The following is a 16,184-nucleotide window of genomic DNA, read 5'->3' on the forward strand; positions in this document are numbered from 1 at the left end:
CCTTTACAGTTTATTGAACAATTGGCAGCCGGCAAGGTGAAACCATTTATTGTTAAGGTTTAATAAAGTCATGTTTTTGGTGAGTCCCTGAGGAACCCTTGGGCCTTAGTACTAGGCGCCTTTGGGTAGCCTTGATAGCCCGTTAAGAGGGCTGTTGTATAATATTAAGTCCGATGGAACGGTAAGCTTATTACATGTTTTCGGAGCCGCCCATCGGTAATTAACACACACTACAGCCCTTAGGGCTGTCAAGGCCGCCGTCCATCATGGAAAGTTTAAATCCCACAGTACTATTTTATGTAATTCTATGAAATCAAGAGATTATGGGATATAGACTCTAATAATAGGGGGTTTCTCCGGATTCATCATGGTTAATCAAAATATCCTCTTCATGAGCAATCGAAATATTCAGGGTATCCATGACATTATTCCTCTCTGAAAGTTACGGATGTTAAAACCGACACAAGACTCTAAAGTTTGGGCTAAGCCGGATGAAGTTTATCGTACTTTCCTATTTTTGGTTGAATATTGGGAAGAACCTCGCGCTCAAAACTTCCTTTTTCTTTCTCGATTATTAATAGGCTTCTACATTCATTCCCTTTATAGTTTGGCGCAGGTGGTTTCTGATGCGAATATTGGTGAACTACCCCTCCCTTCGCTTGGCTCAGGAAGGGGCTTCCAAGAGCAAAACAAAGTTACGGAGTTTCCCGGTTCATAGTAGGTCCTTAATGCAACCTAGCTCCCCGGGCATTTGTCCGCCGTTCCGGCGGCACAGATTTTTGAACTATGATGCTTTAGTCTTATGTACAATATTTATTGCGGCATTGTGATCCCGGTCGAGAACCAGGCCACAATGCGGGCAGGCGTGTATCCTTACCGACAGGCTTTTCTTGACAATATTACCACACCGGCTGCACTCCTGCGTCGTTCCGTGGGGCGGCACTTTCTCCAATACCCTACCGGCACTCTCAGCCTTGTAGGTCAGCATGGAGATGAATTCGCCCCAACCGGCATCGGAAATGCTCTTTGCCAGGCTATGGTTTTTGACCATGTTTGTTATCTGCAAGTCTTCCACTATAATTTTGCCATACTTCCATACCAGTTGGTTGGATAGTTGATGGTGGAAGTCTTTGCGCTGGTTACGCACTTTTTCATGCTGTTTTGCCAGTTTAAGCCTAACTCTAGCCCGGTTCTTTGAACCTTTCTTCTTACGTGCCAAACTTCTTTGGAGGGTTTTGAGTTTGCGCTCGGATTTTTGTAAGTGCTTGGGATTAGCTATTTTTTCGCCATTGGATAATACGGCAAACTCCTTTATTCCCACGTCCAGGCCGATGGACTGCCAATTGGGAGAGTATAGTACCGGGTATTCTTCCACTGTTATTATCGCGTACCATTTGCCGGATTGTTCATGTTTTATGGTACAGGTCTTTGCTTTACCGTAGATCTCCCGGTGCAAATCTATTTTAACCAAGCCTATCTTGGATAGTTTTAGTTTATCGTTTTGGAACGAGGCGCCAAGGCCATCGCCAAACTGGGTGAAAGTAAGTGATTTATATTGCCCCGGCCCTTTATATCTGGGGTATCCGGGTTTCTCTCCAGCTTGCACACGGCGGAAGAAATTGTTGTAGGCGCGTTCCACCCGGAACAAAACTTCCTGGGCTACTTGTGAATGGACTTTTTTAACCTGCGGGCGCTTTGCTTTATCGGCTTTGAGAGTTTCTTGTTGTGCTATCCTGGTTAGCCCTTTGCTATTGCGTTCATAGTAGTTTTTCCGGTCGGCCAGGGCCGAGTTGTAGATTATACGGCACGTGGCCAGCCAATTAGTTAGCTTACGTTCCTGCTCTTTATTGGGGTGGATACGAAACTTATAATTACGGATTCCCTTGGGACTGGACATATTTTTTGACATCCTCCAGTTTCACTTCCCCGACAGTGGATAAGAAATAGCTTGGCGACCGGAAGTTGCCGCCCCAAAGTTGTTTTTCAACTTGCGGGTAATCGCGGAATATCAACCTGGCTCAAGTGGACTTTAAGGAGTTGATAAACTTGGAAAGTTGAACTGCCGGTTTTGATGCAAAGATAATGTGGATGTGATCCCTATCAGTTTCTTGTTCGATTATCTGTACGCCGAACTTGCCGGCTATGTCTTGGTTTACCTTCTTTAGAAACTCGGATACTTCCGGCGTGAGAACTTTTCGACGGTACTTGACGTAACAGACGTAATGGAAGCGAAGTGAATATACTGAGTGACAAACTCTATCAATTTGGTATTTCATGGCTATATTGTAACAACAGAACCAATATAGAACAATAGTTCATTGAAAAACAAGACCCACCTCTCATCCCCGCCCTTCACCCTCGCTTCGCGAGCAAGGAAGGCTCAGGGCGGGGACTTCCCTGCGGGAAAGTTAAATTATTACTTGACTAATGTGGCAATAAAAAATACAATGTAAATGATAATCATTATCATTTTTTTAGGCAACAATGATGATGATTATCTTTATCGCTTCCAGTACATATCCCTAAAAACCAGTGTTTTGGAGCTGTATTAAAAAGACAATTCTATTCACATTTAGAGCATAGAAGGGAAGTTGTTGTTACGGTGGTAATTGTAGCGTCAGCGGCGGCAACAGCACCGGTGAATGTTGCCACGAAGAAGAGTTGAGAAAAGAGGTGCAAAAATAATGCCCGTGCCGAAAGGGACTCTTTCAGCAACAGAAGCCAAATCTATCAATGGTTTAAGCAATTCTAAATTAAAGAAAAGGTTACAGGAAGTCCAGTTTGTCAACGAGGTATTGCTAACTTTAATTAAAACTACGGACATGGACAGCACCCTGGCAGCAATTTTAGACCTGGCCATCAAGATTACCCACAGTGAAGTGGGGGGAGTTTTGCTTACTGAACCTTTTTCCGGTGCTACGCAAATTATGCTGCTGCGCGGGGAACTGACCGAAGAGCAGTTTCAGAAAATACTGGACCAGGCTAATTTTATCCGGAGGCCGGAGGCCGGCAGGAAAGTTATCTGCCTGACCAAGACCTCCAAGGGTTTCACTGAAATGGTAAGGGCAGACCCTGCTTTACTTTCTTTTATTTCCGTTCCCATGATTGTGGAAAGAAAGACAGTCGGCATACTTGTGTTAATGCACCGTCTTTCAGCGGGAGAGGACCACCCCGGAGATTATTCTCCCAAGGATATCGATACTATATCCGTATTTGCCGGCCAGGCGGCCCTGGTGCTTCATAATACGCTGTTAAAAATGGAAAACGGGAAAAAACAAGTATACCTGGAGACCATTGCTGCGCTTGTTTCGGCCATTGATGCCAAGGACCGGTACACCCGCAACCATTCCAAAAACGTAGCCAGGGTGGCGGTACTGCTGTCCCATGGGCTAAAGCTCAGTGCCCGGGAAATCCAGACCATCGAATATGGCGCCTTACTGCATGATATAGGTAAAATAGGCATTCCTGAAGCTATTTTAAATAAAAACGGTAAGCTTGAGCAAAAAGAGTATGAAACAATTAAGACTCACCCTGTTATTGGGATAACCATTCTGCAGCCGGTGGATTTTTTACAAGGCATTCGCTCTATCGTGCACTATCACCATGAAAGAATAGACGGCAAGGGTTACCCCGGTGGGCTGAAGGGTGAAGGCATTCCTTATGAGGCTCGCATAGTTTCCATTGCCGATGCCTGGGACGCCATGACCTCAGACCGTTCTTACCGCAAAAGAATGTCCATGGAACGGGCTCTGAGTGAATTGCATATGCATGCCGGGGAGCAATTTGATCCCTATATGGTAAATACTTTTACCGCAATGGTTGAACAAAACCCTTCGCTGCTTGCAGCGTGGCACAAGGAGTCTAATGCAGGGCATGACTTATCCGGGGCAAGGGTCAAAGATTATACAGGGCATGAAGTGACTGCGGCTATTTAAAGGGTAGTTTATTTTAACCAGTTAATGATAATGATTGTCATTATTGTCAACGCAACCAGGGGGTGTTGTATACGGCGCTTTTTTCAATGTTGTTTAATAAAAGCAATGCTGATACGGCAATTTCAACCGGACCATCGCTTTTAAAAGAAATTGCTGAATTGGATAGTATGGCTCAAAAGGTGGCTGATTTAAACAGCAGCTTACTTGACTCCAGGCAAGAAGTACAGATCATGGTCTCTGAAGCCGGTGAAACCGCTATGTGCGCCCAGGGTATGGTAAACGAACTGAGCGGGCATGTGACGGAAAGCATGAAACAAATGGAAGACACACGCTCATCGTTAAGCAAGGCGAAAGAGTTTGCCGAAGAGGGTGTTGTCCGCCTTGATAAAGCCGGTACGGAGATGAAAGCTATTCAACAACAGGTTTTGGAGTCGATCAATATATATTCCGGCCTGCGCGATGATGTCAAAACTTTTGGGGAGATGCTGGAAGACATTAAATCCATAGCGGACCAAACCAAATTACTGGCCCTAAACGCATCCATAGAGGCGGCCCGGTCCGGAGAGGCCGGGCGGGGATTTGCGGTGGTGGCCCAGGAAGTAAGCAAGCTGGCGGTAAAAAGCAAAAAAATGGTCGACGATGTTTCTGTCACGCTCAAGCGTGTTAAAAATAGTGCTTTAATGGTAATGCAAAGTATGTCCCAGGGGGTCGAAGGGGTGCAAACCGGCATGGATTTAATTGCCCGGGTTAACGATCTTTGCCACGAAATTGTAGAACATATGGTAATCAGTGTGACTGCGGTGGAAAAGGCCTATGCCGGCGCTGAAGCTCTGGATTTGGGGATGGGGGGGGTGCAGGCTGTGGCCGGGGAGGTAAGCCAGGTGGTGGGCAAGTTTTCCGGTATCACCGGCCACACCACCGATACATTAAAGGATCAATCGGAATGTGTGCAGCAATTGTTAAGCAATCTAAAGCGTGTGCGGGGGAAGGTGGCTGTTAACGGCAAAGAAAGTTGGACAAACGCAGTTAAACAGATGCTCACTGAAAACAGATAATGTTTTATTTCAGGCTGCTGACAAAAGCCAATGTCAGCAGCCTGATGTGTCTATGGTGCTGAAGATGTTTCCCTGGAATCCTTAAACATGTTCATCAATGTTTTGGCCAGTTGAATTAACTGTTAAATCGTTAGTAATATTGCTTTGATTTTCATTATTATTGGTATTGCTATTGGCAGGTGGTTCTAAATTTTGGTTTTGGTTGAACTTTTTAGCCTGTAACTGCTCAATTTGCAGTTCTATTTGCTGTATTTGCTGCTGCAGTTGCTTAATTTTTTCCTGCTTTGTTTGGGCATCGTCTTTGCTTTGGTTTTCTGTTTGAATTTGCTGCTGCAGAATTGCTTTTTGCTTTTCTAATTGATCTATATCATCACTGGATGATGTAGAGGTGTTTGCCGATAAAACAGTATTAGCCGCAGAAGATAATGATGAAATATTCACATTTATACCCCCTCGTTGTAATCAAATATGGCTAGTAACACCGCTCAATTTATTACTAATTTTTGCCTATAGTTATATCTTACATCAAAAAACAAGAATATCCTGAATGTTTCCTGAATATTCCCTGAATGTATACTTAATATTTTTAAATTTGCAGAAACAAATATCAGAAGATCACGCAGGTCAAAAATATAGTTGAAACAGGGATAAAGATACACCGTGAGGTATTTACAGTGGGTAAAAAAGCGCATATAATAATTAAGGTTCACTAAAGTTTATCTCGTTAACCGACGCTAAGACTCCCACCTCCACAGGCGGGAGTTAAGCGGCGATAAACTCGAAATAAGTGCGACTAAGGTTCAGGTGGGGTCAAAACCCCACCTGAACCAAGTCTTCTTTATTAAATTTACTTGGAAGGGTGACTTTTAAACTAATGATCAACTAATCCTATTCCCCAAAAAACATTCGTAATACGAAATATTTTTCTGGATAGGGTTAGTGTGTATTTTTTATATTACAAAAGGATTATTTTGGTACGCGAGTACTGGCTCTTTTTGTTTTTTTCCACCTCCTGTCCGGAATAACCGATAAGGAGGTTTTCTATTGTCTGCATCATCCACATCCGGTCTATATCGCAATAGCGTTGTGCAAGGCATCCTGTTATCCCAGTTTTTTTTGCAAATCGGCATCTGGATACGTAATTTTTCTGTATTGCTGTTTGTAGTGGAAATGACGGGAGAGGATCCTTTCGCTGTTTCAATGGTTTCGGTTGCTGAGTTCGCGCCCATCTTTATCTTCTCTTTTATCGGGGGCACCTTTGCCGACCGCTGGCGGCCCAAACGGACGATGATCTGGTGCGATGTCTTGAGCGCCGTTTCGGTATTTGCCGTATTGCTGGCACTGGTTTTCGGCTCCTGGCAGGCTGTTTTTTTCACCACCCTGTTTTCGGCGATATTGTCTCAATTCTCGCAGCCGTCCGGGCTGAAGCTGTTTAAAATGCATTTACCCGCCCAGGAGATACAGGCCGGCATGTCGCTTTACCAAACCATTTTTTCAATATTTATGGTTTTGGGACCGGTACTGGGCACTTATGTATTTCAAACCCTGGGCATTTATGTGGCCATTGCTTTAACGGGAACCGCTTTTCTGCTGTCGGCCGCCGCTCTGTTATTGCTGTTGCCGTCCGATATCAGGGAGGAAAGCATAGTGCCTGCGCCAATTCTAAAAGAGATGGCGGCCGGGATTCGTTACCTGCTGTCCAAGAAAGCGCTCACGCTGCTGGGGGCCTGTTTTCTGGCTGCCGGCCTGGCGCTGGGGTTAATCCAGCCGATGGGCGTGTTCCTGGTCACGGAACGACTCGGGCAGGAAAAGGAATTTTTAAAATGGCTGCTGACCGTCTACGGGCTGGGGATGATTGTGGGCGGCGGGCTGGCCGCGGTTTTCGCCAAAGCGGCGGCACCGCAAAAACTGCTTATCTTCGGCCTGTTCTTCGATGCTATCGGCATAGCCATATGTGGTATATCGACTACTACATGGCTAACCTTGGCCGGACAGTTTATCAGCGGCCTGGTACTCCCCTGTATCTCCATAGGCATCAACACAATAATGCTGCAAAACACTGATCACCAGTTTATAGGCCGGGTCAACGGCATTTTAAGCCCTCTGTTTACCGGGGCCATGGTCATTACAATGGGCATGGCGGGCCTGTTGAAAAAAATGTTTTCTCTGGTTGCCATATATGAAGCGGCGGGAATACTGTTTATCATCAGCCTTTTATTTATCCTGCCGCTGTATAGCCTGCCGGCTAACCAGCCAAGTAACTGCCTGTCCGAGCAGGAAAATGCATAAAAAACACCAACAAGGCGCGCTATATTAGTTCTCACCTAGCGCGCCTTTTAATATCCCTAGCCTTAAATAACCACCTGTAACTAACCTCGATCCATGGAACAAATTACCCTATGCAATGCTAATATTTCTCCTTTCGGCAGTTGATTTACAAATCCTTTTAATTATTTCTTCATGGCAGGAATCAGCTTTGAGGCAATAAAGGCAACGACGGGTACGGTTAATATTACTCCCAGGCTACCAGATAATCCCTGGATGAATTCAATGCCGATTAAATTCATATTGATTAATTGATTATATGAGACATTATAAGAATAGATCAAAATGAGTGTATTAAGGGAAGTGCCCGTAAAGGCAAGAATAAGGGTGTTGGACATTGTTCCCATCATGTCTCGCCCAACGTTTAGCCCGGATGTAAACAGTGTATTTTGCTTGAGCTTGCGATTGGAAAGGTGTACTTCCTGAATGGCTGAGGCGATGGAGATGCTTATATCCATGATGGCGCCGAGGGATGCAATAAGAATACCGGCAAATAAAAGCTCGGGGACATGCATGTGTGTATTTGAGGCGATCAGAAGTAATGATTCGGTCTCCTCGGTGCTGAGACCTGAGATATGCGCCAGCGACCCGGCTGCATTGGCGGCTAAGCCGGCAATGACAACTCCAAGTATTGTACCGAGAATGGCTGAAATGGATTTAGGACCCCATCCGTTCATTAAAAGGAGTGTAATTGAAGTGGCAAGTACAACAATTATTACAGAAGTCCAAATTGGTGAGTACCCCCTGTATAGCATTGGTATAAACAAAAAAAGTATACACATAAACGTTAATATTAAAGCTAAAACAGACAACAAACCTTTTTTACCACCTATTCCCCATAGTGCTCCAAAGAATAAAAAAGTAAAGCCGTATAAATACGGTGCTCGATAATAATTATAAACTGAAACCTGAGTATGTCCGGCACCGGCGGAATCATATGCTATAGTGATGTACATGCCTTCTTTGCCAAGTACATTGTAATAATTGCTTAAATAGTTCTTTACAGTATGAACTTCTCCTTTGTGTTCTCCGGTCAGAATTTTAACCTCCAGATCCTGAGTGCCCCGGTATAATCCACTCAAGAAATCATCCTTCTTCAGCGACTCATCGATAACTTTAAGAATTTTTGCCTTTTCATATTTTATATTGTTAACTGTGCCGGATACATTCCGGCTTGTCTGGTTACCTGTGTTGAAGTGATACAGAAAGATTGAAAAAAGGAGGAATATTATGATTGATAGGGTTATTTGAATAATTTTTGGATGTTTCATTTGGTCTCCCTTATCAGCCCAAGATCTAAGTATTTTGATTTAACGCTTATAATTTTATTTTAAAGAAATACAATGTAGTTTGCATTAAATCCATGTTAATCATTATAAGTATTGATTAAGTTAATGTTAAGAAATGCAATTATCAGCAGGTATGTAATTTAATTGGCGGTCTAAATTATAGGGCACGAATGGATCAGGTTTAATTGGTTGAATTTTATCTGACTTGCCATGATTGATGATGTTAAAAAATTAATGTATAAATTTTTACTTTCGGTTAACATTTGCAAACCGGTAAATTAACATATGATTGGTATAATTTATCAAAAGGATTATGCGTGGAGTGTTTTCGTATGTTTATCTGCAAATCATCAATTACAAAGATCCCTGCATGGTTTAGTTGATAAAAGAGAGAGGTGATGTGATAAGTAAGAATAAACTTAAACTATTGTGTCCTCGAAGGATATGGCAAAGTTGTTAGTATCAATCCGGTTATTTCAAGGAGGTTAATATGAGATTCACAAGGAAGGTTTTGTCGACTGTACTTTTGATTTGCATGCTTTTGTGTAACGTTGTTGTTCCGGTCAATGCATTTGCCGTTGACAACAGTAATGATCAAAATAACGGTGTTGACCAAGGGACAGTATTAAGTGAAACATATAATACTGTATTGAGTGAGACATATGAAGCTTATGCTGCTACCGATATTACGTTTGCACCGGGTAGAGATGCTACAGAATTAAATTTTGCCTGGTACTCTAATGTTATTTCGACCAATAGTGTGGTTCAGGTTGCCGAGAAAGATGATATGACCGGACCTGATTTTCCGGTTGACAGTGCAACCACGTATACCGGCACAGTTTCTTCGGCAGTTACAGATTTTTTTTCCAACAAGGCAACTGTCACCGGCCTGCAGGAATCCACTGATTATATTTATCGTGTAGGGGACGGTAATGATGAAAACTGGAGTCCGGTTTACAACTTTACGACCCATGATACCAACTCCTTTAGTTTTCTGGCAGTCGGTGATCCCCAGATCGGTGCGGGCGGCAGTGTTGCAAGTGACACCAGTGGCTGGGAAGACACGATGTCCCAGGCGCTTAACCAATTCCCCGATGTGAGTTTTCTGGCATCTCTTGGTGATCAGGTCAATTCTAATAACAATGAATCCCAATACACCGGCTATTTCGCGCCACCGGAACTAAGGAGTTTGCCTGTTGCACCGTTACTGGGCAATCATGACAACGGTGCCGCCAATTACGACTATCATTTTAATCTCCCCAATCTTTCCTCATACGCTACCACCACTCCAGGGAGCAGTGATTATTATTTCACATACGGCAACACTTTGTTTATGGTGTTAAATACAAATAACTCCAGCGGCGCTGAACACGATGCATTCATGGAGCAAGCGATCGAAGCGAACCCGGATGCAACCTGGAAAGTGGTTATGTTCCACCAGGACGTTTACGGTTCGGCCAGCCATTCCACATCGTCGTCCATCATAAATTTAAGACAAGCATTATTCCCTGTATTCGACAAATATAAAATTGATTTGGTATTAAACGGGCATGATCATAGTTATACAAGAACTTACCATATGTATCAAGATCAAGCGCTAACAAATCAAAATGTTGATGCCAATGGCGCCGTTGTCAACCCGTTAGGCACCCTTTATATCACTTTAAACTCCGCCAGCGGCAGTAAATATTATGACCTGCAAGCCATTCCGGAAACCTATTCCGTGGTCAGGAGCCAGATCCGCGTACCGACCTTCTCCAGGCTTACCGTAACGGCCGACAGCTTAAACATTTCTACCTACAGAACCGATACCATGGCCCTGACCGACACATATACCATTAAAAAAGATGGTTCACAGCCTGCGTTGGATCTTTCCCAACTGACCCTTACGGCAGACGGGGATACTTTACTTGCAGCGGATGATTCCAGCAGCATTAAACTCAGTCTGGCTGCAACAGACAGTAATGGTGACGATGTAGACCTTTCCGATACCTATGTATTATATAAAACGGATAACGCCGACATTTTGTCCATTGCGGCGGACGGCACTGTGACAGTGAAGAATAAGCCCGCTATGGATGAAACCGTTAAGGTTTGGGCCGAGGTATATGACGGAAACGACATGGTTTCAAGCAACCAGTTGGATATTAAGGTGCAAAACCCATATGGACTGGCAATGGTTGAATTAACGGCGGATGACGATACGATAACAATTAATTCCACCGCGGGCATCAAGCTTGCTTTAACAGGGAAAGACACCCTGGGGGCCGATATGGACCTCTCTTCCGCCACAGTAGAATATCAGACTGATCAAGAAGATATACTGGCCATATCTGCGGATGGAACGGTAACCGTACAAAATGAACCTTCTCGTAATGTCAACGTAACTATTTCGGCGGAAGTCACCCTTGACGAAAAAACATGCACCAGTAATACAGTGACAATAACGGTTTTAGCGACGGCAAACGGAACCGAAATTGTAGTTCCCGTCAAAAACGGTTTGGACGATATGGAAGAACGTGCAGACGGGTCATTGGATTGGGACAGTTCCGACCTGGAGATTACCTGGGAAAGCCCAACCGATACCGATGTAAAGAACCAGCTCATTGGTATTAGATTTACCGACCTGGCCATACCCAAAGGGATGACAATTCTTGACGCGTATATTCAGTTTTCAGTTGACGAACCGGATAAGAGCCATAATCCCTTTGACGTAAATATTCATGCTGAGGATGTTGCTGATTCAACTGCTTTTGAAAATGTCCCTTATACTGTCTCCTCGCGTGTCAAGACGGCAACTTCTGTAAACTGGGCAGACGCCCCCATATGGACTACAACGCATGAAGCTGATACAGCCCAGCAAACCCCCAATCTGGCGTCTCTGGTACAGGAAATTATAGACAAAGACGGATGGACTGAAGGAAACGCCATAAGCTTTATTTTCAGCGGTACGGGCAACAGAACGGCGGAATCCTTTGAAGGCGCCGGCAGCCACTCGGATCAGGTGCCAACTTTACATGTAAAATATATGACTGCCGATGTCGGCATTCCTATCAGTGAAGCCCGGGATCTCGGCGCCGATCAAACAGCGACGGTAACAGGGATTGTAACCTGTGTCAATCCCACCACTGACGGCTCCTATTTCATACAAGACAGTACAGCTGGTATTTGTGTCTATAATACCTCACTGTCACCCGCCCCTCAGCAGGGTGACAAAATCCAAGTTTCCGGACCAATGAGTTTATATCACGGGTTATTGGAAATGATGCCTGAACCATCGGACGTTAGCATCGTTAGCAGTGGCAATGCCATTCCCGAACCCAAAGTTATAACCGTCAACCAGACGGGAGATTATCAATCTCAACTAGTAAAAATTGAAAATTTAACTTTAGGAGACATTACTACCGGTGGTGAAACCACGGTTACTGATGAATCGGGAAATAGCACCGTTATCTATCGGATACCAGCACTTACTGGTATCGGTAAAGGCGACAAGGTGGACATAGTAGGCATAGTTTCAACTTATAACCATGACGAGCTTATTATCCGGAGTGCAGCGGACATAGTCAAATCATCCGGATCGATCCTTGATGCCAGGGATCTCGGTGCCGGGCAAACAGCGACGGTAACCGGGGTGGTAACCTATACGGATGGAAGAAACTATTATATTCAGGATAATTCAGCAGGCATTAACGTTTATGTCTCCGGATTGTCACCTGCTCTTCAACAAGGCGACCAAATCAGAGCCACCGGTCCGTTGAGCCTCTATCACGGGTTATTGGAAATGAGTCCCCAGGCAACGGATGTTTCTATTCTTAGCAGCAACAACCCTCTCCCTGACCCCAAGGTCGTGACAATCAAGCAAGTTGCTGATTATGAATCACAACGAATTAAAATTAAAGATGTTATCCTGGGAACCACGACGGACAGCAACACTCCTTTAACAGATGCGGACGGTAATACCATTAATATCTATAAAATGCCGTCGCTTACTGGATTCAATGCCGGCGACATGGTTGATGTAATAGCGGTGGCTTCAATCTATGACGATCTCCAGTTACTTGTCCAAAATGCTGCTGATGTTACTAGAGCTGCATCGCCGTCGGATAAGATTTTTGACATCGTAGAGATAACAGACTTACATGGTAATATTGGCGATACCGCAAGCAACCAGATTGCCGGGGTACTGGCGGAAAATATAAAAAATAATGTGTATGCCAATAATCCGGACCGTACCCTGATCTTGTCCGGTGGAGATAATTACCAGGGGACGGCTATCTCCAATCTGCTGTATGGTGAGCCGGTGATGGAAATCTTCAACTATATTGGCGTTGCCGCTTCAGCCTTGGGCAATCACGAATTTGACTGGGGTCTGGATAAGGTAACCGACATATCCAATCCTGTAGCTGCCCAATACCCCATAATTTGCGCCAATTTGTTTCCAAAAGGCAACACGACGGATCCCGTGTTCGATCCGTATAAGGTATTTACTCTTGACGGGGTGAAGATTGCTGTGGTCGGTGGAATTGCCGAGGAAACACCGGGTATTGTTCTGGCTGACTACATTAAGGATTATGATGTGCTCAGCAATGTGACCTATATCAACAAATACGCCGAGCAGGCTAGAACGGAAGACGGCGCTCAAATTGTTATCGCTCTTATCCATGAGGGAGATGACTTAAACAACGGCACTTCCGGTCCCATTGTGGACATTGCTGAAAATCTGGTTGGTGTCGATGCTGTTCTAGGCGGACACACCCACAGTGTCGTCAGTACGACGGTTACCACAAACTCGGGAAAAAGCATGCCGTTGGAAATTGGTAGCTGTAACGGTAAAGGTTATATTGACCTTAAGCTCATCCTGCATGAGGATGGCAGTATAACTTTCGATAATGCCAACTCGGCTTATGTTGCTCAGGATACCACCAGCACGGTTTACCCTTATGGCTATAAAACGGCAACGCCGACTGTCGACCAAACTGCAAAACAAATTGTTGCTGATGCAATGGAAGAGGTCGGACCGATTTTAAATGAGGTTCTGGGATCGGCGCAGATTTACATGGGGCGTTCGCAGGCTGATTCGCCCTATGGCGAATCACTGGCGGGCAACTGGGCCACGGATGTGACACGCAGCGAAGGCGAAGCCGAATTTGGCTTCCAGAACAATGGCGGCCTCCGGTGTGATATACCCCAGGGGCAAATTACCATGTCAACGATCTACCAGTTTATGCCCTTTGACAATACCATCGTAACCTGTGATATGACCGGTACCCAACTTAAATTACTGCTGGAACAGGCTGTGGGCGTAGATACATCAGTACCGGCAGCGCAACAGGGTGGCAAAGGCATTCAAGTTTCCGGGCTGAAATTTACTTATGACCCTAACCAGCCCTTTGGCAGCAAAGTGGTAAGCATTTCCAAGAGCGACGGTACGCCAGTGGATATGACCGATAGTACTACAACTTACAAAGTGGCGACGAATAACTTCATGGCTGGAGGCGGTGATGGTTTCGGGGCATTTTTACAGGCTACCAATATGGTTGATACCCATATCTTGATTAGAGATGCCCTGGCCGACGCTGTCACGGCGGCTGGAACGGCAGGAATAACCGCTCAAATAGAACAGCGTATCCAGAATAAACAAAAGACTGATCAGGAAATTGCTACTATTGAGAGCCTTCTCGTAGTAGACGGCAATCAACAGCCGGTCACCGGCAACCTTGAACGCGGCCAACAGTACTATTTGACCTGGAAAGCCAGGAAAAATTCTGACGGTGACATACCCGGATTAGCCATTGTGGAAGTGCTTAACGGCGATCAGCCGGTTTTTCTGAATGCAGCAAAAGGACTTAAAGTATATGGTGACCAGAATACGGAATATTCTGTACTGTATCAGCCGACAACCAGTGGAACATGTACAGTAAAGGGCTTTTACTGGAGTGATTGGTCAAACACAACTTCTTGGCAGCCCCTGGCCGAGCCGGTAGAAACTTCAATAAATGTCAACTAACTAATTAAAAGAGGGAGCGGGTTTCCTGCTCCCTTGCATTAAATTTACCGGCTAAAAATGAGGTTGCAGAATTATAATTTAAAATGGCTTTCTATGTTCTGTTAATAGAGATGTACCAGGCAAAATATAAAGGAGGAAATTTATGAATCCTTTTAAAAGGAAATGGCTGGCCCTGTTCAGTATGACAGTGATACTGACTTTGCTGCTGGTATGTAATGTTGCGCTGGCGGCCGGGATTACTCTCAACGTTCCGGGCAGCGCCGTCGTACCGGGCGGCAATATTCAAATCAGTGGCACCGCCACAGATATAGCTCCAGGGACATCCATAGGAATCACCATTAAGAACCCCTCAAACGGAGTATTTGTTGTAGACCAAACCAAAACCGGCACAGAGGGTTACAGTTTTCAATTTACTTTACCGGCGGATGCTCCCACCGGTACATGGACTGTCGATGTAGCCGGAGGAGGAAGCGCAAGCAGTGCCAGCTTTAATGTAACGGCATCCTCCGGCAGCGAAGAAAACGGTGGAGATAGCGGTGGCGGCAGTGGCGGCAGTGGTGGCGGTGGCGGCGGTGGGAGTTCCCCTTCCCAGTCGGTCAGCAGCACTAGCGGGTCAGCTTCGGTTACTCCCGGTGCCGGCGGTAAAGTCGGTCTGGGCGGTGAGGCCTCAGTTGCTATACCGGCCGGTGCGCTGCAAGGTAACTCCGCTGTTAAGGTCACGGTACAGAAGGTAAACTCCCCCCCGGCAGCACCCTCCGGGTTCATGGTACTGGGCAGTGTGTATGAATTTAAGGTTGGTGAGTCTGAAAGTTACAGTTTCAACAAGCCGGTCACCCTGACCTTCACCATCAATCCGTCGAAATTGGCCCCGGGTGCAACCCCGGCAGTTTATTATTACGACGAAACCAACGGGCAGTGGGTTAATATCGGGGGTACGGTTTCCGGCCAGACCATTACCGTCACCGTAAACCACTTCACCAAATACGCCGTCATGGAAAAAGCAGCCGCTCCGATTAAAGAAACCACTCAACCTCCGTCCGTGACCCTCACCGACATTGCCGGGCACTGGGCGGAAAAGAACATACTTCAGTTGGCCGGCTTGGGTGCCATTGGCGGCTATTCCGACGGTACCTTTAAGCCCAACAATAATATTACCAGAGCTGAGTTCGTTACCGTGCTGGTGAAGGCCTTTAAATTACAGCAGCAGGATGGTGGTAAAGTGTTCAGTGACACTACTAACCATTGGGCTAAAGACAATATCGCCACCGCGACTTTTTACGGAATTGTAAGCGGTTTAGGTGAAACATCTTTTGGGCCGAACGAGCCCATTACCCGGGAGCAGATGTCCGTTATGATTGGCAATGCCGCCAAGCTCAGCCCGGCATCGGTTCAACCCTCCTATAAAGATAACGCCAGTATTTCCGCCTGGGCTAAAGAATCCGTGGCGGCTGTCGTACAGAAGGGTATAATGAATGGCTACCCTGACGCCACCTTCAGACCAAAAAACTATGCCACGCGGGCTGAAGCGGTGACGGTTATTACCAATGCGCTGAAATAGATATTTCAACTG

General features: G+C 45.4%; 9 protein-coding genes and 1 pseudogene. 6 read left to right on the forward strand and 4 right to left on the reverse strand.

Features of this window, described 5'->3' with window-relative positions:
• Positions 1-448: 448 nt before the first annotated feature.
• Entirely contained in the window at positions 449-718 is a 270-nt protein-coding gene (locus tag BM056_RS18595) for a hypothetical protein (RefSeq protein ID WP_092473249.1), read from the forward strand.
• 66 nt (positions 719-784) lie between these two features.
• Here BM056_RS18595 and BM056_RS18600 read toward each other — a convergent pair whose 3' ends face one another.
• Both BM056_RS18600 and tnpA read right to left on the reverse strand, forming a co-directional pair.
• The gene (locus BM056_RS18600) at positions 785-1,897 is read right to left on the reverse strand and encodes an RNA-guided endonuclease InsQ/TnpB family protein (RefSeq protein WP_092473251.1); all 1,113 of its coding nucleotides are present in this window, start codon (positions 1,895-1,897) and stop codon (positions 785-787) included.
• A pseudogene (tnpA, locus tag BM056_RS18605) lies at positions 1,872-2,263 on the reverse strand (IS200/IS605 family transposase). Before tnpA ends, BM056_RS18600 begins: the two are co-directional and overlap by 26 nt.
• 421 nt (positions 2,264-2,684) lie before the next feature.
• On the opposite strand from tnpA, the gene BM056_RS18610 reads away from it, so the two are divergent.
• Together BM056_RS18610 and BM056_RS18615 are read left to right on the forward strand one after the other, a co-directional pair.
• Positions 2,685-3,935, forward strand: a complete 1,251-nt coding sequence (locus tag BM056_RS18610; RefSeq protein WP_092473253.1) for an HD-GYP domain-containing protein — start codon at positions 2,685-2,687, stop codon at positions 3,933-3,935.
• An 86-nt stretch (positions 3,936-4,021) separates the two neighbouring features.
• On the forward strand, positions 4,022-4,990 hold the full coding sequence (locus BM056_RS18615; RefSeq protein ID WP_092473255.1) for a methyl-accepting chemotaxis protein: 969 nt from the start codon (positions 4,022-4,024) through the stop codon (positions 4,988-4,990).
• Positions 4,991-5,071: 81 nt separating this feature from the next.
• Here the strand turns inward: BM056_RS18615 and BM056_RS18620 are convergent, their stop codons facing one another.
• Complete coding sequence (locus BM056_RS18620) at positions 5,072-5,431, reverse strand: FlxA-like family protein (protein ID WP_165613606.1); 360 nt, start codon at positions 5,429-5,431, stop codon at positions 5,072-5,074.
• Positions 5,432-6,034: 603 nt separating this feature from the next.
• Here BM056_RS18620 and BM056_RS18630 point away from each other — a divergent pair.
• Positions 6,035-7,279, forward strand: coding sequence for an MFS transporter (locus BM056_RS18630; RefSeq protein ID WP_092473261.1), 1,245 nt, complete (start codon positions 6,035-6,037; stop codon positions 7,277-7,279).
• Between the two features lie 161 nt (positions 7,280-7,440).
• Here BM056_RS18630 and BM056_RS18635 read toward each other — a convergent pair whose 3' ends face one another.
• Positions 7,441-8,397, reverse strand: coding sequence for a YibE/F family protein (locus BM056_RS18635; RefSeq protein WP_238456548.1), 957 nt, complete (start codon positions 8,395-8,397; stop codon positions 7,441-7,443).
• A gap of 697 nt (positions 8,398-9,094) precedes the next feature.
• Here BM056_RS18635 and BM056_RS18640 point away from each other — a divergent pair.
• Together BM056_RS18640 and BM056_RS18645 are read left to right on the forward strand one after the other, a co-directional pair.
• Complete coding sequence (locus BM056_RS18640) at positions 9,095-14,614, forward strand: 5'-nucleotidase C-terminal domain-containing protein (protein ID WP_092473265.1); 5,520 nt, start codon at positions 9,095-9,097, stop codon at positions 14,612-14,614.
• A gap of 142 nt (positions 14,615-14,756) precedes the next feature.
• On the forward strand, positions 14,757-16,172 hold the full coding sequence (locus BM056_RS18645) for an S-layer homology domain-containing protein (RefSeq protein ID WP_092473267.1): 1,416 nt from the start codon (positions 14,757-14,759) through the stop codon (positions 16,170-16,172).
• The last annotated feature ends 12 nt before the right edge of the window (positions 16,173-16,184 follow it).

It is taken from the genome of Desulfotruncus arcticus DSM 17038 (genome assembly GCF_900113335.1).
GTDB lineage: Bacteria > Bacillota > Desulfotomaculia > Desulfotomaculales > Desulfallaceae > Desulfotruncus > Desulfotruncus arcticus.